This is a genomic window from Arthrobacter sp. 01T419, assembly GCF_056398865.1.
Genome location: NZ_JBFTQF010000011.1, coordinates 38,717 through 59,670 on the forward strand (window position 1 = coordinate 38,717; position 20,954 = coordinate 59,670).

The window sequence follows — 20,954 nt, forward strand, 5'->3', positions numbered from 1 at the left end:
ATTCCCCACCTTTGGACTTAACCCCGACGGCGGCCCGCGCCACTTAGCGGGAGTCGCCGTCGTCGGGCGCCAAAAGCGGGGAGTTCCAGCGGGCATCCGCTAAACAGATTCCAGGATGCTCACGTAGTTCGCGATGCCCACGCCACCCATGTTCTGCACTGCCCCGCGGCGGGCGTGGGGGATTTGCATGGCGCCCGCGGTGCCCGTGAGCTGCATGGCGGCGATGACGTGCTGCGACACGCCGGTGGCGCCTACGGGGTGGCCCTTGGCCTTGAGTCCACCCGACACATTGATGGGCAGCTTGCCGTCCCTGTAGACCCAGCCTTCCTTGAGGGCGCGGGCGCCTTGTCCCGGTTCGGTGAGGCCCATGGCTTCGTACATGATCAGTTCGGCGATCGTGAAGCAATCGTGCACCTCGGCGAAATCCAGTCCGTCGATCCCGACGCCGGCCATCCCCAGCGCGCGCTCCCAGGAGACCCGCGTGGCGGCGAACTCCGTGGGGTCGCGGCGCTCTGCCGGGAAGAAGTCGTTCGCGTGCCCGAAGCCCGCCAACCGGACGGGTTCAGTAGCAGCGCCCGACGCCGGTCCGAGGGAGAGCACGACGGCGGCGGCGCCGTCGGACACGGGGGAGCAGTCGGTGCGGCGGAGCGGCTCGGCGACCAGGGGATTCTTCTCGGAAACGGTCCGGCAGAACTCCTCGCCGAAGTCCCTGTGCATTTGCGCGTAGGGGTTGTCCATGCCGTTGTGGTGGTTCTTGGCGGCGATGGATCCAAGGACGTCGCTCAGGCCGGCCCCGGAAAAACCAGAGCGTTCGATGCCCGCGCCATAGCGCTTCTCGTAGTGCTTGGCCACCTCGGCGAACAGCCCCGTGAAGCCGGTGGTGGAGGCCTTTCCGGCCATTTCGTAGGAGGCCCCAAGGAGCGCCGCTCCTACAACGTCGGCTCCCGCGTCGGTCATCTTCTCGGCACCGATCACCAGGACGTTGCGGGCGGTCCCGGCCAACACGGATTTCACGCCCTGTTGGAATGCCGCCGAGCCCGAGGCGCAGGCGTTTTCGGTTCTCGTTGCGGGCACGTTGGCAAGCTGCTCGGACACCTGCAAGGCAAGCGAGGACGTGAACCCCAGCGGCATCATGCCGGAGTTGAACTGGCCGAGGTAGATCTCGTCGATATTCCTCGGCTCAAGGCCGGAGTTCCGGATGGCCTCCGCGGACACCTGGACGATCAGGGACTCCAGCGTCTCGTCCGTGAGTTTGCCGAACTTGCTGTGTCCCCAGCCGGTGAGGAGGACATCTTTGCCGAACTGGTCTCGCAGGCTCATGCCAGGGTTCCTTCCAATGCAGGTGTTGTTTCCAATGCGACGTTGAATGCAGCGTCGGTCTTTTCGCGGAGCYCCCCCACGGTGACGCCGGGGGCAAGTCTTGTCAGGGTGAACTGCCGGCCGCCGTCGTCCGTCTTTTCAAGGTCAAAGACCGCGAGGTCGCTGACAATGCGGTCCACCACTCCCAGGCCGGTCAGCGGCAGGGTGCATTCCCGGACGATCTTGGCGCTCCCGTCCTTGGCATTGTGTTCGGTGAGGACCACGACGCGCGGGGTCCCGGCCACGAGGTCCATGTCACCGCCCATGCCCTTGACCATCTTGCCGGGGATGGTCCAGTTGGCGAGGTCGCCGTCGCAGGAAACCTGCATGGCGCCCAAGATGGCCACCTTGACGTGTCCGCCGCGGATCATGCCGAAAGACGTCGCGGAGTCGAAGATGCTGCCGCCGGGCAGGACCGTGACGGTCTGTTTGCCGGCATTGATGAGGTCGGCGTCTTCCTCGCCTTCATAGGGGAAGGGCCCCATGCCGAGCAGCCCGTTCTCGCTTTGCAGCACAACACGCACGCCGTCGGGCAGATGGTTGGCAACAAGGGTGGGGATGCCGATACCAAGGTTGACGTAATCGCCGTCGTTGAGTTCCTGGGCCGCAATGGCGGCCATTTCGTCGCGGGTCCATGCCATGGTGGTGCTCCTTCGCTGGTGGGTGCTTAGACGGCCAGGGCTTCAACGCGTGGACGGACTGTGCGCTGTTCGATGTCCTTTACGCGTGCGCTCGCCTGGACCAGCCGCTGGACGTAGACGCCGGGTGTCACGATGTGGTTGGGGTCAAGTTCGCCCGGCTGCACGATCACCTCGGCTTCGGCGATGGTCATGATTCCCGCCGTTGCTACCACCGGGTTGAAGTTCCGGGCCGTGTAACGGTAGATCAGGTTGCCGTCCGTGTCAGCGGTGTGCGCGTGGACCAGTGCGACGTCGGCCACGATCCCGCGCTCGCGAACGTACGTGATGCCGTCGAACTCTTCCAGCGGCTTGCCTTCGGCGACCAGGGTTCCGACGCCGGTCCGCGTGTAGAAGGCGGGGATGCCGGCCCCGCCGGCGCGGAGGCGCTCGGCCAGGGTGCCCTGGGGAGCGAATTCGACCTCGAGCTGGCCGGAGAGGTACTGCTCGGCGAAGAGTTTGTTCTCGCCCACATACGAGGCGATGACCTTGCGGACCTGGCCGGTTTCGATGAGGACGCCAAGCCCCTTGCCGTCAATGCCCATGTTGTTGGAGACCACGGTCAGGTCCTTGACGCCCGAATCGCAGACGGCGTCGATCAGGTCCGCGGGGATGCCACTGAGCCCGAAGCCGCCGACGGCGATCGTCTGGCCGTCGCGCAGGACGTCCTGGAGGGCTTCAGCGGCGCTGTGTTGGATTTTGGCCATGGCTTGTCCTCGTCTTTGAGTAGCTTGTTGAGTGCGGAGCTATCCACTTTGTGGACACGCCGTCTGGGTAAGTCGCTTGGTAAGTCGCCTAGCAAGGAGCTTATGGCGGTCCGGCGCGGACGGTCAACGGCGTGCTAAAGGTACCGCGGGCTGAATTTGCACAGTGTGGACGCTAGTCTTTGAAGTGTCCACATTGTGGAGGAAATCTTGAAGGAGACTGTGATGGTGGCTCAGCAGCCGCAAAACAAGCCGGTCCAGGGCGCCCAGGTGGTAGGACGTGTTGCCGCGCTCCTGCGGCTTGTGGGGCGCAAGCCGGAGGGCATGTCCATCGCTGGCCTGGTCCGCGAATCAGGACTGACGCGCCCCACGGTGCACCGCTTGCTCGCATCCCTCGCCGCCGAAGGCCTCCTGGACCACGATCAGCGGACCGGCAACTGGATCTTGGGTCCGGAGATCTTCCTGCTGGAATCCGTGGCGGCAGCGCGGTTCCCGTTTGAGGACCTTGCCCGGCCCAGCCTGCGCCGTCTGGCCGAGGAGAGTGGGGAGAGTTCCTTCTATTCCATCCGGCGAGGGCACGAAACGGTGTGCGTGCTGCGTGAAGAAGGCAGCTTTCCCGTGCGCTCGTTCGTGTTGCACGAGGGCGTCAGGTTCCCCCTCGGCGTGGCGTCGGCGGGCACGGCAATCATGGCCTTCCTGCCGGAAGACGAGCAGGCCGCCATCCTGTCTGGCTGGGAACGCCATGCAGGGGGTTTCGCCGTCGGCCACACCGAGAGTGTGGTTCGCGGGAACCTCGAGCAGACCCGAATGGCCGGGTACTCGGTGAATCCCGGCTTGGTCCTGGAGGGCAGCTGGGGGATGGGCGCCGCCGTTTTCGACCAACTGGGTAGGCCCATCGGGGCGTTATCCCTCACGGGCATCGAGCCGCGATTCCGCCCGGAGCGCCAGGAATTCCTCGGCAAATTGCTCATGGAAGAAGCCCACAAAATGAGCAGCGCAAGAACCGACCACCTTTGAGACAGAACCCGGGCACCCAGGGCCGCCATCCGGCGTCGGGGTTTCCAAAAGTGGTCGGTTGTGGAGGGCCGCGAGAGACCCCTAGAAATTAGTAGGAAGTCCGAGTATATTCGGGATCAAAGACGTCCCGAAGCACAAGTGAGCACGGCTGGACACGTGCCTTCGAGGCCGCGGGCAGTCACATATGCAAAGGAGCATTCCATGGTGCGCGAACTTTCCCACTACATTGACGGCCAAAGAGTCGACGGGACCTCCCCACGTTTCAGTGATGTCTACAATCCGTGTACAGGCGAGGTGCAGGCCAGGGTTCCCTTGGCCAGTGCCGATGAGGTCCGTAGCGCGATTGCCAACGCGGAGAAGGGCCAGCTCGAATGGGCTGCCATGAACCCGCAGCGTCGCGGCCGGATCCTGCTGAAGTTCGTGGACCTCGTCAACGAGCACATGGATGAACTCGCGACGCTCCTCTCCTCCGAGCATGGCAAGACCTTCCCCGATGCCAAGGGCGATATCCAGCGCGGCATCGAGGTGGTGGAGTTCGCCGCCGGTGCACCGCACCTGCTCAAGGGTGAGTTCTCGGACAGCGCCGGCCAAGGCATCGACGTCCACTCGTTGCGCCAGCCGCTCGGCGTCGTCGCGGGCATCACGCCCTTCAACTTCCCGGCCATGATTCCGCTCTGGAAGTCCGGGCCCGCGCTCGCGGCCGGCAACGCCTTCATCCTCAAGCCCTCGGAGCGCGACCCCTCAGTGCCGCTGCGCCTGGCCGAGCTCTTCACCGAGGCAGGCCTGCCGAACGGCGTCTTCAACGTCATCAACGGCGACAAGGTAGCCGTGGACACGCTCCTTGAGGACCCGCGCGTGAAGGCCATCGGCTTTGTAGGATCCACACCGATCGCCCAGTACATCTACGCGACCGCAGCAGCCCACGGCAAGCGCGCCCAGTGCTTCGGCGGCGCCAAGAACCACATGGTCATCATGCCCGACGCTGATCTCGACATGGCCGCGGATGCCCTCATCGGCGCCGGCTTCGGCTCAGCCGGCGAGCGTTGCATGGCCATTTCCGTGGCGGTGCCGGTCGGCAAGGAGACGGCGGATCAGCTGGTCTCCAAGCTGCAGGACCGGATCAAGGGCCTGAAGGTAGGACCCAGCCTGGCCAGCGATTCCGACTTCGGTCCCGTGGTGGCGGCTTCCGCGAAGCATCGGATCGAGGGCTACATCCAGGCAGGCGTGGACCAAGGCGCCACGCTTGTCACGGATGGGCGCGGCCTCACAGTGGACGGCTACGACGGTGGTTTCTGGGTTGGTCCGACGCTCTTCGACAACGTGACGAAGGACATGTCCATCTACAAGGAGGAGATCTTCGGCCCGGTCCTAAGCGTCCTCCGCGCGGCCGACTACGAAGAAGCTCTGCGTCTCTGCTCCGAGCATGAGTTCGGCAACGGCGTTGCGATCTTCACCCGCGACGGCGACGCCGCCCGCGACTTCGCCAGCCGCGTCGAAGTGGGCATGGTGGGCATCAACGTCCCCATTCCCGTGCCGATTGCGTACTACACCTTCGGCGGTTGGAAGGCATCCGGCTTCGGCGACCTCAACCAGCACGGCGCGGACGCCTTCCGCTTCTACACCAAGACCAAGACGGTCACCACCCGTTGGCCCTCCGGCATCCGCCAGGGCGCCAGCTTCGTGATGCCGGCCGGCAGCTGATGGCTGAGGTCCTGTTCGAGAAGCGCGGCCACCTCGGCGTCGTCACTCTGAACCGTCCCCAGGCCGTCAACGCCCTCACGGCCGGGATGGTGAAAGCCATGCTGGAGCGACTCACCGCCTGGGCGGACGACGACGCCGTCAAGACGGTTTTGGTGCATGGCGCCGGGGACCGCGGGTTGTGCGCGGGTGGAGACATCGTGGCGATCTACGATGACCTGCTGCGCCATGGGGACCAAACGGCGGACTTCTGGGCAGCGGAGTACCGTTTGAACTCGCTCATTGCCCGCTACCCGAAGGCCTACGTGGCTTTCATGGACGGGCTAGTGCTCGGGGGCGGTGTGGGGATTTCCGCCCACGGCTCAGTGCGCGTGGTCACCGAGCGGACCCGTACCGGCATGCCGGAAACCACCATTGGTTTTGTGCCCGACGTCGGAGGGACCCTTTTGCTGTCCCGCTCACCTGGCGAATCGGGCACCCATGCGGCTTTGACGGGTGCCCACTTGGATGGGGCCGATGCCCTGTTCCTCGGGCTCGCAGACCACTTCGTGCCGTCAGAAAAGCTGCCCGCACTCGCGGAAGCGCTGGAAAGCTCGACGGCGGAAGCCGCCGTCGAGCGCTTTGCGCAAGAACCGCCGGCCTCCGGTTTGGAAGCCCAGCGCGAGTGGATCGATGACGCCTACGCTTCCGACGACGCCGACGACATCGTCGGCAGGCTTCGTGCCGCCGGTGGGGACGCCGCTGCAGCCGCGCAAACAATCGAGGCGAAGTCGCCCACGGCCGTGAAAGTCACGCTCGAATCGTTGCGGCGGGTGCGGGGGCTCTCGCTCGAGGAGGCGCTGGAACAGGAATACCGTGTGGGGATCCGGTGCCTGACCGGGCCGGATTTCCGCGAGGGGATCCGCGCCCAAGTGGTGGACAAGGACCGCAACCCACAATGGAAGCCAGCTTCACTGGCAGAGGTGTCGCCGGCCGCCGTCGAGGGCTTCTTCGCGTCGCTCGGCGACCGTGAACTCAAACTTCATTCAAAGGAGTCCGACCATGTCTGAAAACGCAGCTTCCGGCACCATCGCTTTCCTCGGCCTTGGCCACATGGGTGGCCCCATGGCCGTGAACCTGGTCAAAGCAGGGCATCAAGTGGTCGCGTACGATCCCGTGCCGGCAGCGCTCGAAGCGGCCCGCGAACACGGCATTGCCACGGTGGATTCCGCTGAGGAAGCCGTTGCCGGAGCGGCCGTGGTCCTGACCATGCTCCCCAGCGGCAAACACGTCCTGGACGCCTACCGGGGAGTGGACGGAGCCCAGGGTCTGCTTACGGTGGCTGCGCCGGACACCCTGTTCCTGGACTGCTCCACCATCAACGTTGACGAGGCCCGCGAGGCTGCGGCCATTGCGTTGGAAGCCGGCCACCGTTCCGTGGATGCGCCTGTTTCCGGGGGCGTGGTGGGTGCAGAAGCAGGAACCCTGACGTTCATGGTGGGGGCGCTGCCCGAGGACTTCGAAACGGTGAAGCCGATCCTGGAACTCATGGGCCGGAGGATCGTTCACTGTGGGGACCACGGAGCCGGGCAGGCCGCCAAGGTTTGCAACAACATGATCCTGGGCGTCTCCATGATTGCCGTCAGCGAGGCGTTCGTCCTGGGTGAGAAGCTGGGCCTGACCCATCAGGCGCTTTTCGACGTCGCTTCCAACGCCTCCGGGCAATGCTGGGCGCTGACCACCAACTGCCCGGTTCCCGGACCGGTTCCCACCAGCCCGGCCAACCGCGACTACCAGCCCGGATTTGCCGGAGCGCTCATGGCGAAGGACCTGCGGCTGGCGGTCAACGCGCTCGAGAGCACCGGGGTGGACGGTCAAATGGGGCACCTGGCATCGCAGATTTACGATGCCTTCGCGGCCGAAGGCGGAGCCGGGCGCGACTTCTCCGGCATCATCACGGACATCCGGGACAAGTCCGCCAAGTAGCCTTGGCGGGTAGGTCATGGGCAACTGACAAACTTGGGCAACCGACAAAACTAGGCAACAGCGAAACTTGGGCAACCGACAAAAGGGGCACGGCTTGGCGCAGCAGTACGAAAACATCCTGGTGGAACTCCGTGGACGGGTGGGCCTGGTGACCCTGAACCGGCCCAAGGCGCTCAATGCGTTGAACCAGGCCACCATGGATGAGTTGGTGGCTGCTGTTTCCGCGATGGATTGCGATCCTGGTGTCGGCGCGGTGGTGATCACCGGCTCCGAGAAGGCGTTCGCCGCTGGAGCGGACATCAAGGAGATGGCCTCCAAGGGGTACATGGAGATGTACGCAGCCGACTGGTTCCGCGGCTGGGAAAACCTCACGCGCTTGCGCATTCCCGTGATTGCCGCGGTGTCCGGCTTTGCCCTGGGCGGCGGCTGCGAATTGGCCATGATGTGCGATTTCATCATTGCCGGGGACAACGCCAAGTTCGGTCAGCCGGAGATCAACCTCGGTGTCATTCCGGGCATGGGCGGCTCGCAGCGGCTCACCCGCGCCGTGGGAAAGGCCAAAGCGATGGACATGGTCCTCACTGGGCGGTTCATGGATGCAGCGGAAGCCGAGCGGTCGGGACTCGTTTCCCGCGTAGTACCGGCTGATTCCGTGGTGGAGGAGGCGCTCAAGGCCGCCGAGGTGATCGCTTCCAAGTCCAAACCGGTTGCCATGGTTGCCAAGGAAGCCGTTAACGCGGCCTTCGAAACCGGCCTGTCCCAGGGCGTTTTGTTTGAGCGTCGGATCTTCCACTCATTGTTTGCCACCGAGGACCAGAAGGAAGGCATGGCCGCGTTCACCGAGAAGCGGCAGCCGGAGTTCAAGCAGCGTTGAGTCCCTCGGACCCGGCTACGCGGGTCCGAGCTCGACCGGGAGTTCGAGCGCGTGGCCGTATTGGGACCACCCGCCCGTGAAGAGCCTGCCGCGTCCGAGGCCAGCAAATTCCAGGGCCAAAAGATTGTGGCAAGCCGTCACTCCGGAGCCGCAATAGCTGATGACGTTCTCGGCCGATGCGATGCCTGCCTCAGCGAAGATGCGCAGCAACTCAGCCTTGCTGTGCAGTTTCCCGGAAGCATCCAGGTTCTCCCTGCACGGTACGTTGCGCGCGCCCGGGACATGCCCCGGCCTTGGATCGATGGGGTCCTGCCTGCCTTCGAAGCGGTCGCGGTTGCGTGCGTCCACCACGAGATTTGCTTCGGTTGAGAGCTCGTGGATTTTGGCCAGTCGGGCGCTGGGCCACGGTTTGGCGATGAAATGTCCGGTGGGCCTCGAAGGATGTTCGGTTTCCAGGGGCCCTTCATAGCTGGCCATGCCGCCATCCAGAATTGCCGAGTTGTGACCTGTGGCGCGCAGCATCCAGACTAAGCGTGCGGCGATGACTCCGCCGGCGTCGTCATACGCCACCACGATGTCATCGTCGCTGATTCCCACTTCCCGCATCCCGAGGGCAAAATCATGCGGGGCAGGCAGCGGGTTCCGTCCTTCGAGTGGCGAGCCTTCAGCCGAAAGCCATCGATCCAGGTCGACGAAAACGGCCCCGGGGATATGTCCGCCGTCGTAGGCCTCCCGGCCAGGGCTGCCGTCGAGGTACCAGCGCACATCCGCCAGCACCACGCGGCGACGGTTTTGCTTGCACCATTCGACGTCGACAAAGGGTTCCACGGCTTCACGTTTCATACCCACGACACTAAATCATCGTCTCATTATTTGATATGAGGATCTCACCATGCGGTCCTGTGCGGAATCCGGGGGCTGTCCGCAGGGACCAGCGCTGCGTCGAAGAACGAGCGTTCCAGCCGGACGGCCTCGGCGAACGTCCCGGCCACGCGGGCACGGCCTTCGGCGGAGACGGGCTCGACGGCGTTGAACTCGGCGCGCAACCACTCGACCCACGTGTTGTACTCGGGGTTGTTGTGCAGGCGGATCCACTCCGAATGCTTCGCTGCTGTCGGCCATAGAGCGGGGTCTCTGGCCCGGGCAGCCCAGTCGCCGTACAACCATTCCGCCACCAGTACCACAGCCAGCACGTCCGGGTAGGAGCGCGTGGCGATAGCGCTCCGCATGAGGGCTCGAAGTCGCGGGTCACAGGACCCAGTGAAGGCGCTATCCGGTCGGACTCAGGTACGGATAACTCCTCAAGGCAATCCTGGAAGTACGTGTTCTCGTCCGAGGCGAAAGCCCCGAGCACCCGTGCGAACACGAGCCGCGAAGGAAGCGACTGTGCTGAGGCAACTGCCTGGCCTAGGAGCGCTGTGAACGCATCGCAGAACTGGTAATCCTGCACGAGGTAGCGGCGCAGGTCGTCGTCGGAAAGGCTCCCGTCCAAGAGCTGATCCACGAACGGATGGTTGACGGCTGCGTCCCAATCTGCGGCGCAGTTGTTCCTGAGTACTTCGGCAAAGCCCACAGCGTTCCTCCTGGAAGTTCAGAACCGGAGCCTAGCAGCCGGCGCCGGCAGGCAAGCCTGGATGACGCAGAAAGTCCGAACTGCGGGGCGCCGCGCTTGTGGGGGAAACGATGGGCGGTGTTGCCCGGGGGACGACATGGGGCGTCACTGGACACAGGCAACGCGTCAGCCGTCCGTGAAGTCGCCCGCGGCCTTGCGGAAGTCTCCCAGGACGCGGATCAGGTGCTCCACGTCTTCGTCGCCGAAACCGGACTGGCCGAACACCTCGCTGTTGAGTGCCGCCGTCGCGCGCTTCGCGAGGGTGCGGCCCTCCGCGGTGAGCTCGATCAGCGTGGTGCGCCCGTCCGTGGGGTGTGGGGAGCGGACCACGAGGGCGGCCTTTTCGAGGCGGTCGACGGCGTTGGTGACCGACGTCGGATGCACCTGGAGCAGGGCACTGGCTTTGTTCATGGGCAGCGCGCCGCTGCGGGCGAAACTGAGCAGCGCCAAGAGCTCGTAACGCGCGAAGGTGAGGCCGAACGGCTTCAACACGCCTTCGATCCGGGCCAGCAGGATTTGCTGGGTGCGCATGATCGCGGTGATGGCCGCCATGGGCGCGGCGACTTCGCCCCAGCCGTGGCGTTCCCAGTTTCGCTGGGCGTCGGCGATGGGGTCGCGGGGGAGCGGGCTGCCCACGGTGCCTCCTGACATTGGTTGGTGGCTGCCTATTCTTTCAGGCTCGGGAACTCGTCCTCGGTGTACTCGACGCCGAGGCCGGCAGGTAGCGGGCCGTCGCCGTGGCGGGCTACCTCCGTGCCTCGAAGTTCGACACGCCGAATCTTGCCGGAAATCGTCTTGGGCAACTCGCCGAATTCGAGCCGACGGATGCGCTTAAACGGCGCCAGATGCTGCCGGCAATACCTGAGGATGTCCTCAGCTACGGCCGGACCGGGCTCGTACCCGGCGGCCAGCACCACGAATGCCTTGGGTACTGAGAGCTTGACCGGATCCGGAGAAGGCACGACAGCAGCCTCCGCCACTGCGGGGTGTTCGATCAGGACGCTTTCGAGCTCGAAGGGTGACAAGCGGTAGTCCGAGGATTTGAACACGTCGTCTCCACGTCCGACGTAGGTGATGACGCCGTTCTCGTCCCGGCTGGCCATGTCGCCCGTGTGGTAGTAGCCGTCGCGGAAGGCTTCGGCCGTCTTGTCAGGATCGCCGAAGTAGGACTTCATGAGCCCGGCGGGCCGGGGGTCCAAGCGCAAGCACAGCTCGCCGTCGTCGGCCTCTTCGCCGGTGGCCGGGTCCACAAGCACGACGTCGTAGCCGGGCAGCGGCCGCCCCATGGAGCCGGTCTTGACGGGCTGTCCCGGGGTGTTCGCGACCTGGACCGTCGATTCCGTCTGTCCGAAGCCGTCGCGGATGGTCTGGCCCCAAGCCCTCTCCACTTGCCCGATCACCTCGGCGTTGAGCGGTTCGCCAGCCGAAACCACCTTGGTGGGTGGAGTCTTCAGCAGGGTCAGGTCCGCCTGGATGAGCATGCGCCATACGGTCGGCGGAGCGCAGAAACTCGTGACTCGCTCGCGCTCCATCTGTTCCATGAGGGCCTTCGCGTCGAAGCGATCGTAGTTGTAAACGAAAACGCAGGCCTCGGCGATCCACGGCGTGAAAACGTTGGACCACGCGTGTTTTGCCCAGCCGGGCGAGGCCACATTGAGGTGGACATCCCCGGGTTCCAGGCCGATCCAATACATCGTGGACAAGTGCCCTACGGGGTACGACGTGTGGGTGTGCTCCACCAGCTTGGCCCGGGAGGTGGTGCCCGACGTGAAGTAGAGGAGCATCGTTTCGTCGGCGGCAGTGGGGGCATCCGGGATGAATTCGGTCTCGGCCGAGTCCGATTCGGCGTACTGGAGGGCTGCGCCGTGCGGGCTGACCGATTCGGTGCCCTTGCCGCCGTCGCCCACTTCAATCAGGGCGTAGTCGCCCGGCACCTCGGCGAACTTGGCGATGTTAGCGGTCCCGACGGCGGCCCAGCGGGCGCCGCCGCGCTCCACCCGATCTGCGATGTCACGTGGGCCCATGAGCGTGGTAGTGGGGATCAGGACCAGTCCGAGTTTGATCCCGGCGAGCATGAGTTCCCACAGCTCCACTTGGTTGCCTAGCATGATGATCATACGGTCGCCACGGCGGACGCCCTTCCCTCGGAGCCAGTTGGCAAGCTGCGAGGACCGAGCAGAGAGCTCCGCGAAGCTGCGGCGCGTGGAACTTCCGTCCTGTTCGACGATGACCAGCGCAGGATTGTTGGCGGTTCCGGGGTTGGCTGCGATCTGGTCGAACCAGTCGAGGGCGAAGTTGAACTCACTGAAGCGGGGCCACTGGAACTCGCTGTGTGCCTGGGCGTAGTCGGTGCGCAGCTCGAGGAGCCGGTCGCGGGCTGCGCGGAAGTCGTCGGTGACTGTCATTGTCTGCCTTTCGCCTGCGCGGACGGGATCTGCGCGGACCGGGGACAAGTTGGCCGTGTGATCCGCCTCACCTGCAATATACTAGGACATCCAAGGGTTTGGAAGAGGCGGTGTTTTGCGGCTGCGTCCCGTCACGCCGGACACACTTTTGCGGGATGACGACGGCGGCGCCCCAGCAACGGCGCGGCAGGCCGCCGTCGTGCGCTGCAAAAAGTCGCTCACCGTGACGGAGGCCCTGGGTTCAGGCGACTGCTACTTCCACCAGGTGTCGAAAATGGTGACCGGAACGGTCCGCTTGTGCTTGGTCCGAAGGTACTTCTGCTCGATCACCATTGCGGCGGCTTCGGGGATGTCACGGCCCTCAAGGTAATCGTCGATCTGGTCGTAGCTGACACCGAGTTCATCCTCGTCGGTGCGTCCGGGCGTGCCGTCGAGGAGGTCCGCCGTCGGAATCTTCTCCCAAACCCGCGCAGGGGCCCCCAGTTCCGCGAGGAGTGCGCGGTTCTGCCGCTTGTTCAGGCCGAAAAGCGGCAGGATGTCCGCGCCGCCGTCGCCGAACTTGGTGAAGAATCCGGTGACGGACTCGGCTCCGTGGTCCGTGCCGATCACCAGGTAGTTGTATTCGCCGGCGAGGGCGTACTGGGCGGTCATGCGTGCCCGGGCCTTCGTGTTGCCCTTGTGGAAGTCCGAGATGCGCGCGCCCGTGGTCTTTTCGAACTCGTCCTCGAAGCCGTCAACGGCCCGGGAGATGTTGAACGTCCATTCGGTCTTAGCCTGGATGAAGTCCAGCGCGGCCTGGGCGTCGTCCTCGTCGTGCTGGGTGCCATAGGGGAGCCGAACCGCTACAAAGTTCGCCTCGATCCCCTCGGCTTCGAGTTCCTCGACGGCAAGTTGGGCAAGCCGCCCGGCGAGGGAGGAATCCAGCCCGCCGGAGATGCCCAAGACGAAGCCCTTGGTTTGGGTGGCCTTGAGGTACTCCTTCAAGAACGTGACGCGTTTGCGGACCTCCTCGGCGGGGTCGATCCGGGGCTGGACGCCCATTTCCGCAATGATCGTGGCCTGGAGTGTGCGCATGTCTCCAACACTAGTAATGAGTGCTTGAAACACTCAACTGTGTCACTTCATGCGCATGCCGCGCACCCGGGCAATTTACCGCTCCGGTGCCGGCCCCGTCGACGCACGAACAGTGAGGTGCGTGGGCATGACGGCCAAACGCCGGCTGGTGCCGCCGTACTGGGGATTCAGCCGGGAAAGGAGCATGGAGACGGCTACGCGTCCGGCCTGTTCGATGGGTGATGCCATGGTGGTCAGCGGCGGGTTGCAGAAATCGGCTCCGAAGATGTCGTCGCAACCCACAATGCTCATGTCTTCTGGCACCCGGATGCCACGTTCGCGCAACCGCTGCAGCATGCCTATGGCCAACAGGTCATTGAAGACGATGCATGCCGTGGCTCCTGTGTGCACTGCGGCGTCCGCTGCAGCCGCGCCGGATGTCGTCTTGGGTGCGAACGGCCCCACCCTGGCTGTGGTCAATTCCCGTTCCTTGGTCTCGACCTGGAACGCCTGCCACCGCTTGGCGTTGGACCAGGAGGTTGCTGGGCCACCGACGAAGCAAATCCTCGTGTGGCCCAGTGAGACCAGGTGTTCCAGTGCCTGGATGATGGCCGACGGCGTATCGATCACCACCGTGGGCGCAATGGCGGGAGCCCGGTTGATGGTGACCAGGGGCTGCTGTGCCGCTGCTTCAGTGAGCTGCTCGTCCGTCAGGCGGGACGCGGCAAGGATGAAGCCATCCGCTGAGCGGCGCATTTTCTGCAGGGCATCTGCCTCCATCTCCGCTGATTCCTCGGTGTCGACGAGCAGCTGTGTGTAGCCTGCGGCCTTGAGTTGGTGCTGCGTGCCGCGGATGATGTCGAAGTAGAACGGGTTGGTGATGTCCGGAACCAGGACGGCGACCGTTTGCGTGCGTCCGGAACTGAGGCCGCGGGCCTGCGAGCTTGGTATGTAGTTCAATTGCGCGGCTGCTTCTTCGATCCGCTCGCGCGTCACATGGTTCACCCTCCCGGGTTTGGTCAAGGCCCGCGAGACGGTGGACGTAGCTACTCCTGCGAGCTCGGCGACGTCGCGGATAGTGGGCTGCTTGCCCGGTGACTGGAGCTGGAGTTCTGCCATGGTCTGGGTGTTCCTCATCTGCCGCAGCCCCTCAACGGTGAGTGACTTGTCCCACAATTGCAGCACCGATGACAATTTTTGGCAATCGCTTGTCAACCTTGTTGCGCATGCCTAGACTCGGAGAAATCACCCGATGTGACGCGCACCACGCCATTGAGGCCATCGGGTCTCCAGGGAGGAAAACAATGAAGTTTGCATCGTCCGCCAAATTTGCCGCTGTTGCAGTAACAGCGGCCCTGGCTTTGACCGCCTGCGGAGGCGGGAGCACCAGCTCCGGGGGGAGCGCGGGTCCCGTTGACGGAAAGGGCAAGAAGCTGAGCGTCCTGGTCAACTCCAACGCAAACTATCCGGCACAGCAGAAGCAGTGGTTCACGGATATTGCCGCCAAGTTCAAGGCACAGACCGGTGCCGACGTCGAATTCGAAACGTTCGCGTCGGGAAATGACGAACTCACAAGGATCCAGACCTCCGTGGTGTCGGGTCAAGGCCCGGACGTCTACAGCCTGGGTACCACCTTCACCCCCACGGCATATGCAACCAAGGCCTTCGTGACGTTGTCCGATGACGACTGGAAGAAAGTGGGCGGCAAGGACCGGTTCAACCAGGCAGCCCTGGGCATCTCCGGCCCGGACGCCCAGCACCAAGCGGGCATTCCGTTTGTCAGCCGGCCGTTCGTGATGGCCTACAACAAGGACATCCTGAAGGCAGCCGGGATCGACAAGCCCGCCACCAGCTGGGACGAGCTCGCCGCCCAGGCCAAGAAGATGACCAACCCGGCCACCGGAACCTTTGGGCTCGCTACCGGGTACAAGGACAACTTTGATCCGTGGAAATTCATCTGGGCTATGTCCGTTCAGGCGGGCAACCCGCTCGTGGACGGCAAGACACTCAAGCTCGACGACCCGACCGTCAAGAAGGCCTACGAAACCTACTTCGGATGGCTCACCAAGGACAAAGTTGTCGATCCGGCCTCAGTTGGCTGGAGCAACAGCAACGCCCTGGCGGCATTTGCGAGCGGCAAGGCCGGCTATCTGATGATGACGACCTCGAGCTCCGTCCCGACGCTCGAGAAGTCCGTTGTTGCCGGTAAGTATGCCTACGCAACCATGCCGACGACGGCCCCGGGCCAGACGTCTCCGCAGGGCGACGCCGCGAACGCAGCCAGCATCCTCTCCGGTGACAACGTGGTTGTTGCCGATTACTCGAAGCAAAAGGACCTGGCCTTCGCTTACATCAACCTCATCACGTCCAAGGACGAGCAGCTGAACTACCAGAAAATCTTCGGAGACCTGCCCGCCAACGCCGAGGCGCTGAAGTCTCTGAATAACCCGATACTCCAACCGGTTGCCGATACTGCCGCCAAGTCCAAGGCAACGCCCTTCACCGGCGCTTGGGGCGACATTCAGTTGGCCCTCGTGAATGTAGTGGTCCAGTCGATCCCGGACCTTTCCAAGGGTTCCGTGGACGATTCGAGCCTGCAGACGCGCCTCAAGGACGCACAAACCAAGGGCCAGGCCTCACTTGACCGGGCTTCAAAGTAAGTAGGAACTGACATGTCCACCGATTCGTTGACTGCGGGCAAGGCATCGCGCCGCAAATCGTCCCATGCTGCCACGCCGGGCCCGCAGTCGCCGGAGAACGCGCCGCAGCGCCGCAAGGGGCTGAGCGAGCGCAACCGCCCCTTGTGGATGCTCATCCCGGGCGGCCTGCTGATGGTAATCATCATCGTGGTACCGCTCCTGCTCGGCATCTTCATGTCAGGACTGGACCTGGACCAGTACTCGCTGCGCAAATGGGTCAGCGCTCCGTTCATCGGAGTGCAGAACTTCGTCGAAGCGCTGACCGCGTCACCTTTGTTGCACGCCATCTGGCTCAGCGTCAGCTACTCGCTGCTCGCCATGGTGGTCACTATCCCGCTCGGCATAGCAGGAGCAGTCGCGACCCAGAACGCATTCAAGGGCCGCGCAGTGATCCGCTCCGTCTTCCTGATCCCCTACGTCCTGCCATCCTTTGTAGTGGCCACGGTGTGGCGGACAATGTTCCAGCCGGGCAGCGTCATCGACTCGGCGCTGCATTCGGTAGGTATCGACCCCGGACTCTGGCTCAACGGGCCCCAGTCATATTGGACGCTGATCCTGGTCCAGATCTGGGCATCGTGGCCCTTCGTCTACCTGCTGGCCTTGTCCGGGCTGCAGTCCGTGGACCATGAAGTCCACGAAGCTTCGGCCCTGGACGGTGCCCTCTGGTGGAACAAGCTCCGCTATGTGGTCTTCCCTTATCTCAAGGGCCCGCTCGCCTTGGCGTTCCTGATCGGCATGCTGCACCACATCAACAACTTCACCTTGCCGTTCGTCCTGTTCGGTGTGCCGGCACCGTCCGATGTGGAGCTCCTCCCGATCCTCACCTACGTCACCAGCTTCCAGAGCTTCAGGTTCGGGCTCAGCGCGGCCATGGCGTTCATTTCGCTGATCCTGATCGCGATCCCCTTGTTCGTCTATCTACGGGCCGTCAAACTCGACGACGCCGAAACCCCCGGAGGCAAAAAGTGAGCACCACAACTACCGCCGTCGGACGCCAATCGAGCGAAGACTTCCGTCCGGGCTCCAAACGCCAGCACGAAGTCACCAAGCTCCTGCCAGGTCCCATGCTTGCCATCATCTTGACGGCGTTGTGTGCCCTGGTGCTTATTCCGGTGGTCTACATCTTCCTGGCGTCGGTGAACTCGGACATCGGCGTTGCCCGGGGCGAGTTCTTCCCTTCCACGTTCTCCTTTGAGAATTACTCCACGATCTGGTCGAGCGTCGGCCTGGCCACCGGCTTGGCGAACAGCGTTCTCGTGGCCGGTTCCACCGCCGTGGTCTCCGCGCTGATGTCGATTGCCACCGCCTACGTCCTGGTCCGCTACCAGTTCCGCGGCCGCCTCACGATCCTTCGCGGGCTGCTCGCGCTGCAATCGGTGCCCGGTACCCTCATGGTGCTGCCGGTATTCGTGCTGTTCTCTTCGGCCGCCAGCTACCTCGGCATCCAGGTCATCGGCACGCAGTGGGGCCTGTTCGTGACCTACCTGACGTTCGCGATGCCGTTCTCCACCTGGGTGATGGTCACTTATCTGCGCGGACTGCCGCGCGAACTCGAAGAGGCGGCAAGGATCGACGGCGCCAGTAACCTGGGCGTGCTGGTGCGGATCATCCTCCCGCTGAGCTGGCCCGGCGTCGTCGTTTCGGGTATTTTCGCCTTCCTGCTCGGCTGGAACGACGTCCTCTTCGCCTCTGTCATGACCCGCCCCGAAAGCCAGACCGCCGCCGTCGCGCTCCAAGTCTTCGGTGCTTCGCAAGAAGGCGGCGCCATTCCCTTCTACGGCCAGATGATGGCAGCCTCCCTTGTGTGTGCTGCCCCGGTGGTCATCCTGTACCTGATTTTCCAGCGTTACCTAGTGGGCGGCCTGACCGCCGGAGGAGTTAAGTAGTTATGAGCACGCCAGCTGTTGAATGGGAGCTCTCGGGCTTCGGCGACGAGATCGACGACGACCCCAAGATCCAGATTGCCGTGATGCAGGCATTGGGCGCCAACCACATTGAAGTCCGCAGCGCCTGGGGCACCAACATCGTGGATCTGGATGACGCGCAGCTCCGTGAACTGAAGTCTTTGCTGGATGCCGCGGACATGAAGGTTTCCGCGATCGCCTCGCCGATCGGGAAAGTGGACGTTTCCCTACCCGTGGAGCACGAGGTGGAACGGCTCCGCCGCGCAGTCAACGCCGCGCGTGTCCTGGAATCCCGCTACATCCGGATCTTCTCCTTCTACTACGGTGAGGACGTAGCGGTGGAGAGCATCCGGGATGACGTCATAGAGCGCATGCGTGCCCTCGCGGGGGTGGCGGAAGGGGCCGGCGTCGTCCTTCTGCACGAAAACGAGAAGGACATCTTCGGTGACATCCCGGAGCGCGTCCTGGACATCATCGAAACCGTCGCGTCTCCCGCACTCAAAGTGGCTTGGGATCCGGCCAACTTCGTCCAGGTGGGCGTCAAGCCCTTCGACGAGGGTTACGCGAAGCTGCGGCCGCACCTTGAATACCTGCAGGTCAAAGATGCATTGTTTTCGAACGCCACGGTGGTCCCGGCGGGCGAAGGTGACGGCGACGTCCTCCGCACGGTTGAAGCACTGAAGGCCGACGGCTACACCGGCTTCGCCAGCCTCGAACCGCATCTTGCCGGTGCCCATGGCCTGGGCGGTTTCTCCGGCCCGACGGCATTTGGCATCGCCGCAAGGGCGTTCGCGAAAGTTCTCAATGAAGCAGGAGTGGAAACCAAATGACTGAGGGAAAAAAGAACACCAACGCACCCATCCAGGCAGTAATCGTGGGGTGCGGCGTCATCGGCCGTACGCACGCGGCTGCGGTCCGTGAGTTCCCGGAGGTCGTCATCACGGCGCTCGTGGACGAGATTCCCGAGGCTTCCGAGGCGCTTGCCGCCAAGATTGAAGACCAGGGAGACCCGAAGCCCGCGGTTTTCCGGACGATGCGCGAGGCGTTCGCGAGCGCTCCGGTGGACCTGGTCATCATCGCGACACCCAGTGGGCTGCACATCCAGCAAGCGCTGGAAGCGCTCGACGCCGGCAAGCACGTCGTGATCGAAAAGCCGCTTGATGTCGACTTGAGCCGGGCGGACGAAATCCTGGCTGCGGCCAAGGCTGCGGAGGCCAAGGGCTTGGTGGCGAGCGTCATCAGCCAACACCGCTTCGATCCGGCCAGCCGGGTGGTGGACGAGGCTCGCCGTGCCGGACGCTTCGGCACGCTGACCTCCGCCGTCGCCTCGGTCAGTTGGTGGCGGAGCCAGGGCTATTACGATTCCGGCGCCTGGCGTGGAACCTGGGCCATGGACGGCGGTGGCGCCATCATGAACCAGGGTGTCCACACCGTGGATCTGCTTCTGTGGTTCCTCGGCCGGCCTGTCGAGATCAGCGCGCAAACCGCATTGCTCGCCCACGAAGGCGTGGAGGTGGAGGACACGGCCGTGGCCACCGTGACCTTCGAATCCGGCGCACTTGCCGTACTGCACGCGACGACGGCGGCGTACCCGGGCCTAACTGTTCGCCTCCAGGTCATGGGCAGCAAGGGCTCCGCAGTGATCGACAACGATAACCTTGAGTACTTCCACGCGTCCGACGCCGCCGATCCTTCGCAAAGCAGTGCCATGGGCATCCTCGGCGGCGGAAACCAGGCCGCCGTCGAACTCGCCAAATACCCGGACGACAAAGTGGAGGCGCTGGACCCCACCGTGTACCCTGCTGGTCATGTCCGCCAGTACCGCGACATCGTCGCAGCGATCCGGGAAGGACGCCCCGCGGGCGTCACTGTGCAGGACGCCGTGACGGCATTGGCTACCGTGCGTGCCTTGTATGTCTCCGCCACCCTGGGCCTGCCCGTGCTGATCGCCGATGTCATCGCTGGCAAGTACAACAACGTGGAGGTCCGTACGGGCAGCGCCGACGCTAACTCTGCTTCCCACCGCGAAGGGGTTTCGGCATGAAGTTTTCGGTGTTCACTGCATCCACACCCGAATGGTCGCCGCAGGAAGCCGCCACGAAGCTTGCAGCCCAGGGGTGGGACGGCATCGAATGGCGCGTCACGGACCAAGCCGAGGCGGCGGAGCCGGGCTTCTGGGCGGGGAATCGTGCTACGTGGCCGATGACGGGTTTGGAGGACTCGATCCCTGAGATTGCCCGCCTCACCGCCGAGTCAGGGCTGGAATTCTCGGGTCTCGGCGGCTATGCACGCTGCGACAACCACGACGACGTCGATCGCGTCCTCGCTGCCACTGCAGCCTTGGGTGCCAAACAAGTCCGCGTGAACGTGCTGCCGCTGGGCAACTCGAATATGGGCGGCCAGGAACCGACAGGACTGTCCTACCCGGAGCTCTTCGCGGCTACCCGGGAACACTATGAGTGGGTTGCTGCCCGCGCAGCACACCATGGCGTCAAGGCGCTCGTGGAACTGCACCATGGAACCGTGACCTCGTCGGCCTCCTCGGCCCGGCGATTGCTGGAAGGCATGGATCCGCAGCACGTCGGCGTCATCCATGACCTTGGCAATTTGCTCATCGAGGGCTGGGAATCGCCTTTGCCTGCGCTCCAGCTCCTCGGCCCTTATTTGGCGCATGTCCATGTGAAGAACGCCCGCTGGGTCCGCGCCGACACGAAGGACGAATCGGGCGCAGCCGTGTGGGTCAACGAATGGGCTCCCTTGGCCGAGGGCCAGGCAAGCGTCCTCGGCTACTTCCGGGCGCTCGCAGATGTTGGCTACGACTCCTGGGTCACGCTGGAGGACTTTTCCACCGAGCTTCCCTTGGAGGAGCGGACCGCGTCTAACTTGGAGTACGTCCGCAAGGCAGCCGCTTTGGCTGGGTTCGCCGTCGTCGATTCGGCGGCCTGACGGCGCCACTCTCCTTAAGCGCTCAAGCAGCCGCTTGCTCT

Annotated in this window: 20 protein-coding genes and 1 pseudogene; 11 read left to right on the forward strand and 10 right to left on the reverse strand. The window is 64.1% G+C overall.

Features of this window, described 5'->3' with window-relative positions; translation table 11 throughout:
• Window positions 1–99: 99 nt before the first annotated feature.
• From AC1DLO_RS15870 to AC1DLO_RS15880, 3 genes are read right to left on the reverse strand one after another with little or no spacing between them, the layout of a single operon-like run.
• Complete coding sequence (locus AC1DLO_RS15870) at window positions 100–1,320, reverse strand: acetyl-CoA acetyltransferase (protein WP_476890515.1); 1,221 nt, start codon at window positions 1,318–1,320, stop codon at window positions 100–102.
• Entirely contained in the window at window positions 1,317–2,000 is a 684-nt protein-coding gene (locus AC1DLO_RS15875; protein WP_476914523.1) for a CoA transferase subunit B, read from the reverse strand. Before AC1DLO_RS15875 ends, AC1DLO_RS15870 begins: the two co-directional genes overlap by 4 nt.
• Before the next feature lie 26 nt (window positions 2,001–2,026).
• Complete coding sequence (locus AC1DLO_RS15880; protein ID WP_476890517.1) at window positions 2,027–2,743, reverse strand: CoA transferase subunit A; 717 nt, start codon at window positions 2,741–2,743, stop codon at window positions 2,027–2,029.
• Window positions 2,744–2,965: 222 nt separating this feature from the next.
• On the opposite strand from AC1DLO_RS15880, the gene AC1DLO_RS15885 reads away from it, so the two are divergent.
• The 5 genes from AC1DLO_RS15885 (at window position 2,966) to AC1DLO_RS15905 (ending at window position 8,294) form a co-directional block, all read left to right on the forward strand.
• On the forward strand, window positions 2,966–3,757 hold the full coding sequence (locus tag AC1DLO_RS15885; RefSeq protein WP_476890518.1) for an IclR family transcriptional regulator: 792 nt from the start codon (window positions 2,966–2,968) through the stop codon (window positions 3,755–3,757).
• 201 nt (window positions 3,758–3,958) lie between these two features.
• On the forward strand, window positions 3,959–5,458 hold the full coding sequence (locus AC1DLO_RS15890; protein ID WP_476890519.1) for a CoA-acylating methylmalonate-semialdehyde dehydrogenase: 1,500 nt from the start codon (window positions 3,959–3,961) through the stop codon (window positions 5,456–5,458).
• On the forward strand, window positions 5,458–6,504 hold the full coding sequence (locus AC1DLO_RS15895; protein ID WP_476890520.1) for an enoyl-CoA hydratase/isomerase family protein: 1,047 nt from the start codon (window positions 5,458–5,460) through the stop codon (window positions 6,502–6,504). Before AC1DLO_RS15890 ends, AC1DLO_RS15895 begins: the two co-directional genes overlap by 1 nt.
• Entirely contained in the window at window positions 6,497–7,420 is a 924-nt protein-coding gene (gene mmsB, locus AC1DLO_RS15900; protein WP_476890521.1) for a 3-hydroxyisobutyrate dehydrogenase, read from the forward strand. Before AC1DLO_RS15895 ends, mmsB begins: the two co-directional genes overlap by 8 nt.
• A 94-nt stretch (window positions 7,421–7,514) precedes the next feature.
• Window positions 7,515–8,294, forward strand: a complete 780-nt coding sequence (locus AC1DLO_RS15905; protein ID WP_476890522.1) for an enoyl-CoA hydratase — start codon at window positions 7,515–7,517, stop codon at window positions 8,292–8,294.
• Window positions 8,295–8,309: 15 nt separating this feature from the next.
• Here the strand turns inward: AC1DLO_RS15905 and AC1DLO_RS15910 are convergent, their stop codons facing one another.
• The 7 genes and pseudogenes from AC1DLO_RS15910 to AC1DLO_RS15940 all read right to left on the reverse strand — a co-directional run bounded on the left by AC1DLO_RS15910 (window position 8,310) and on the right by AC1DLO_RS15940 (window position 14,483).
• Window positions 8,310–9,137, reverse strand: a complete 828-nt coding sequence (locus AC1DLO_RS15910) for a sulfurtransferase (RefSeq protein WP_476890523.1) — start codon at window positions 9,135–9,137, stop codon at window positions 8,310–8,312.
• Between the two features lie 44 nt (window positions 9,138–9,181).
• The gene (locus tag AC1DLO_RS15915) at window positions 9,182–9,523 is read right to left on the reverse strand and encodes a thiaminase II/PqqC family protein (RefSeq protein WP_476890524.1); all 342 of its coding nucleotides are present in this window, start codon (window positions 9,521–9,523) and stop codon (window positions 9,182–9,184) included.
• Window positions 9,524–9,618: 95 nt separating this feature from the next.
• Window positions 9,619–9,867, reverse strand: a pseudogene (locus tag AC1DLO_RS15920) (thiaminase II/PqqC family protein); the annotation flags it as partial.
• A 165-nt stretch (window positions 9,868–10,032) separates the two neighbouring features.
• Window positions 10,033–10,542: a MarR family winged helix-turn-helix transcriptional regulator gene (locus AC1DLO_RS15925; protein ID WP_476890586.1), complete on the reverse strand. Its 510-nt coding sequence runs from the start codon at window positions 10,540–10,542 to the stop codon at window positions 10,033–10,035.
• A gap of 29 nt (window positions 10,543–10,571) precedes the next feature.
• Window positions 10,572–12,311, reverse strand: a complete 1,740-nt coding sequence (locus AC1DLO_RS15930; RefSeq protein ID WP_476890525.1) for an AMP-binding protein — start codon at window positions 12,309–12,311, stop codon at window positions 10,572–10,574.
• A gap of 252 nt (window positions 12,312–12,563) precedes the next feature.
• Complete coding sequence (nadE, locus tag AC1DLO_RS15935; protein WP_476890526.1) at window positions 12,564–13,385, reverse strand: ammonia-dependent NAD(+) synthetase; 822 nt, start codon at window positions 13,383–13,385, stop codon at window positions 12,564–12,566.
• A gap of 75 nt (window positions 13,386–13,460) precedes the next feature.
• Entirely contained in the window at window positions 13,461–14,483 is a 1,023-nt protein-coding gene (locus tag AC1DLO_RS15940; protein ID WP_476890527.1) for a LacI family DNA-binding transcriptional regulator, read from the reverse strand.
• Between the two features lie 185 nt (window positions 14,484–14,668).
• Between AC1DLO_RS15940 and AC1DLO_RS15945 the strand changes: the two genes are divergently transcribed.
• From AC1DLO_RS15945 to AC1DLO_RS15970, 6 genes are all read left to right on the forward strand, one after another.
• Window positions 14,669–16,024 (forward strand): ABC transporter substrate-binding protein, encoded by a 1,356-nt coding sequence (locus tag AC1DLO_RS15945; RefSeq protein WP_476890528.1) that lies wholly within the window; start codon window positions 14,669–14,671, stop codon window positions 16,022–16,024.
• Window positions 16,025–16,036: 12 nt separating this feature from the next.
• A complete protein-coding gene (locus AC1DLO_RS15950; RefSeq protein WP_476890529.1) occupies window positions 16,037–17,032 on the forward strand; it encodes a carbohydrate ABC transporter permease in 996 nt (331 codons plus the stop codon).
• Between the two features lie 95 nt (window positions 17,033–17,127).
• Window positions 17,128–17,949, forward strand: a complete 822-nt coding sequence (locus AC1DLO_RS15955; RefSeq protein WP_221451671.1) for a carbohydrate ABC transporter permease — start codon at window positions 17,128–17,130, stop codon at window positions 17,947–17,949.
• Between the two features lie 2 nt (window positions 17,950–17,951).
• Window positions 17,952–18,797 carry a sugar phosphate isomerase/epimerase family protein gene (locus AC1DLO_RS15960; RefSeq protein ID WP_476890530.1) on the forward strand — a complete coding sequence of 282 codons (846 nt, stop codon included), beginning with the start codon at window positions 17,952–17,954 and terminating at the stop codon, window positions 18,795–18,797.
• On the forward strand, window positions 18,794–20,011 hold the full coding sequence (locus AC1DLO_RS15965) for a Gfo/Idh/MocA family protein (protein WP_476890531.1): 1,218 nt from the start codon (window positions 18,794–18,796) through the stop codon (window positions 20,009–20,011). Before AC1DLO_RS15960 ends, AC1DLO_RS15965 begins: the two co-directional genes overlap by 4 nt.
• Window positions 20,008–20,913, forward strand: coding sequence for a sugar phosphate isomerase/epimerase family protein (locus AC1DLO_RS15970; RefSeq protein ID WP_476890532.1), 906 nt, complete (start codon window positions 20,008–20,010; stop codon window positions 20,911–20,913). The genes AC1DLO_RS15965 and AC1DLO_RS15970 overlap by 4 nt, the downstream gene beginning before the upstream one ends.
• Window positions 20,914–20,954: the final 41 nt, after the last annotated feature.

What these genes read in the sequence shown, in the direction of transcription:
- AC1DLO_RS15870 (WP_476890515.1), bottom strand. Translation starts at nt 1,320, where the DNA reads ATGAGCCTGCGAGACCAGTTCGGCAAAGATGTCCTCCTCACCGGCTGG.
- AC1DLO_RS15880 (WP_476890517.1), bottom strand. Translation starts at nt 2,743, where the DNA reads ATGGCCAAAATCCAACACAGCGCCGCTGAAGCCCTCCAGGACGTCCTG.
- AC1DLO_RS15885 (WP_476890518.1), top strand. Translation starts at nt 2,966, where the DNA reads ATGGTGGCTCAGCAGCCGCAAAACAAGCCGGTCCAGGGCGCCCAGGTG.
- AC1DLO_RS15890 (WP_476890519.1), top strand. Translation starts at nt 3,959, where the DNA reads ATGGTGCGCGAACTTTCCCACTACATTGACGGCCAAAGAGTCGACGGG.
- AC1DLO_RS15895 (WP_476890520.1), top strand. Translation starts at nt 5,458, where the DNA reads ATGGCTGAGGTCCTGTTCGAGAAGCGCGGCCACCTCGGCGTCGTCACT.
- mmsB (WP_476890521.1), top strand. Translation starts at nt 6,497, where the DNA reads ATGTCTGAAAACGCAGCTTCCGGCACCATCGCTTTCCTCGGCCTTGGC.
- AC1DLO_RS15910 (WP_476890523.1), bottom strand. Translation starts at nt 9,137, where the DNA reads ATGAAACGTGAAGCCGTGGAACCCTTTGTCGACGTCGAATGGTGCAAG.
- AC1DLO_RS15915 (WP_476890524.1), bottom strand. Translation starts at nt 9,523, where the DNA reads ATGCGGAGCGCTATCGCCACGCGCTCCTACCCGGACGTGCTGGCTGTG.
- AC1DLO_RS15930 (WP_476890525.1), bottom strand. Translation starts at nt 12,311, where the DNA reads ATGACAGTCACCGACGACTTCCGCGCAGCCCGCGACCGGCTCCTCGAG.
- nadE (WP_476890526.1), bottom strand. Translation starts at nt 13,385, where the DNA reads ATGCGCACACTCCAGGCCACGATCATTGCGGAAATGGGCGTCCAGCCC.
- AC1DLO_RS15940 (WP_476890527.1), bottom strand. Translation starts at nt 14,483, where the DNA reads ATGGCAGAACTCCAGCTCCAGTCACCGGGCAAGCAGCCCACTATCCGC.
- AC1DLO_RS15945 (WP_476890528.1), top strand. Translation starts at nt 14,669, where the DNA reads ATGAAGTTTGCATCGTCCGCCAAATTTGCCGCTGTTGCAGTAACAGCG.
- AC1DLO_RS15950 (WP_476890529.1), top strand. Translation starts at nt 16,037, where the DNA reads ATGTCCACCGATTCGTTGACTGCGGGCAAGGCATCGCGCCGCAAATCG.
- AC1DLO_RS15955 (WP_221451671.1), top strand. Translation starts at nt 17,128, where the DNA reads ATGCTTGCCATCATCTTGACGGCGTTGTGTGCCCTGGTGCTTATTCCG.
- AC1DLO_RS15960 (WP_476890530.1), top strand. Translation starts at nt 17,952, where the DNA reads ATGAGCACGCCAGCTGTTGAATGGGAGCTCTCGGGCTTCGGCGACGAG.
- AC1DLO_RS15965 (WP_476890531.1), top strand. Translation starts at nt 18,794, where the DNA reads ATGACTGAGGGAAAAAAGAACACCAACGCACCCATCCAGGCAGTAATC.
- AC1DLO_RS15970 (WP_476890532.1), top strand. Translation starts at nt 20,008, where the DNA reads ATGAAGTTTTCGGTGTTCACTGCATCCACACCCGAATGGTCGCCGCAG.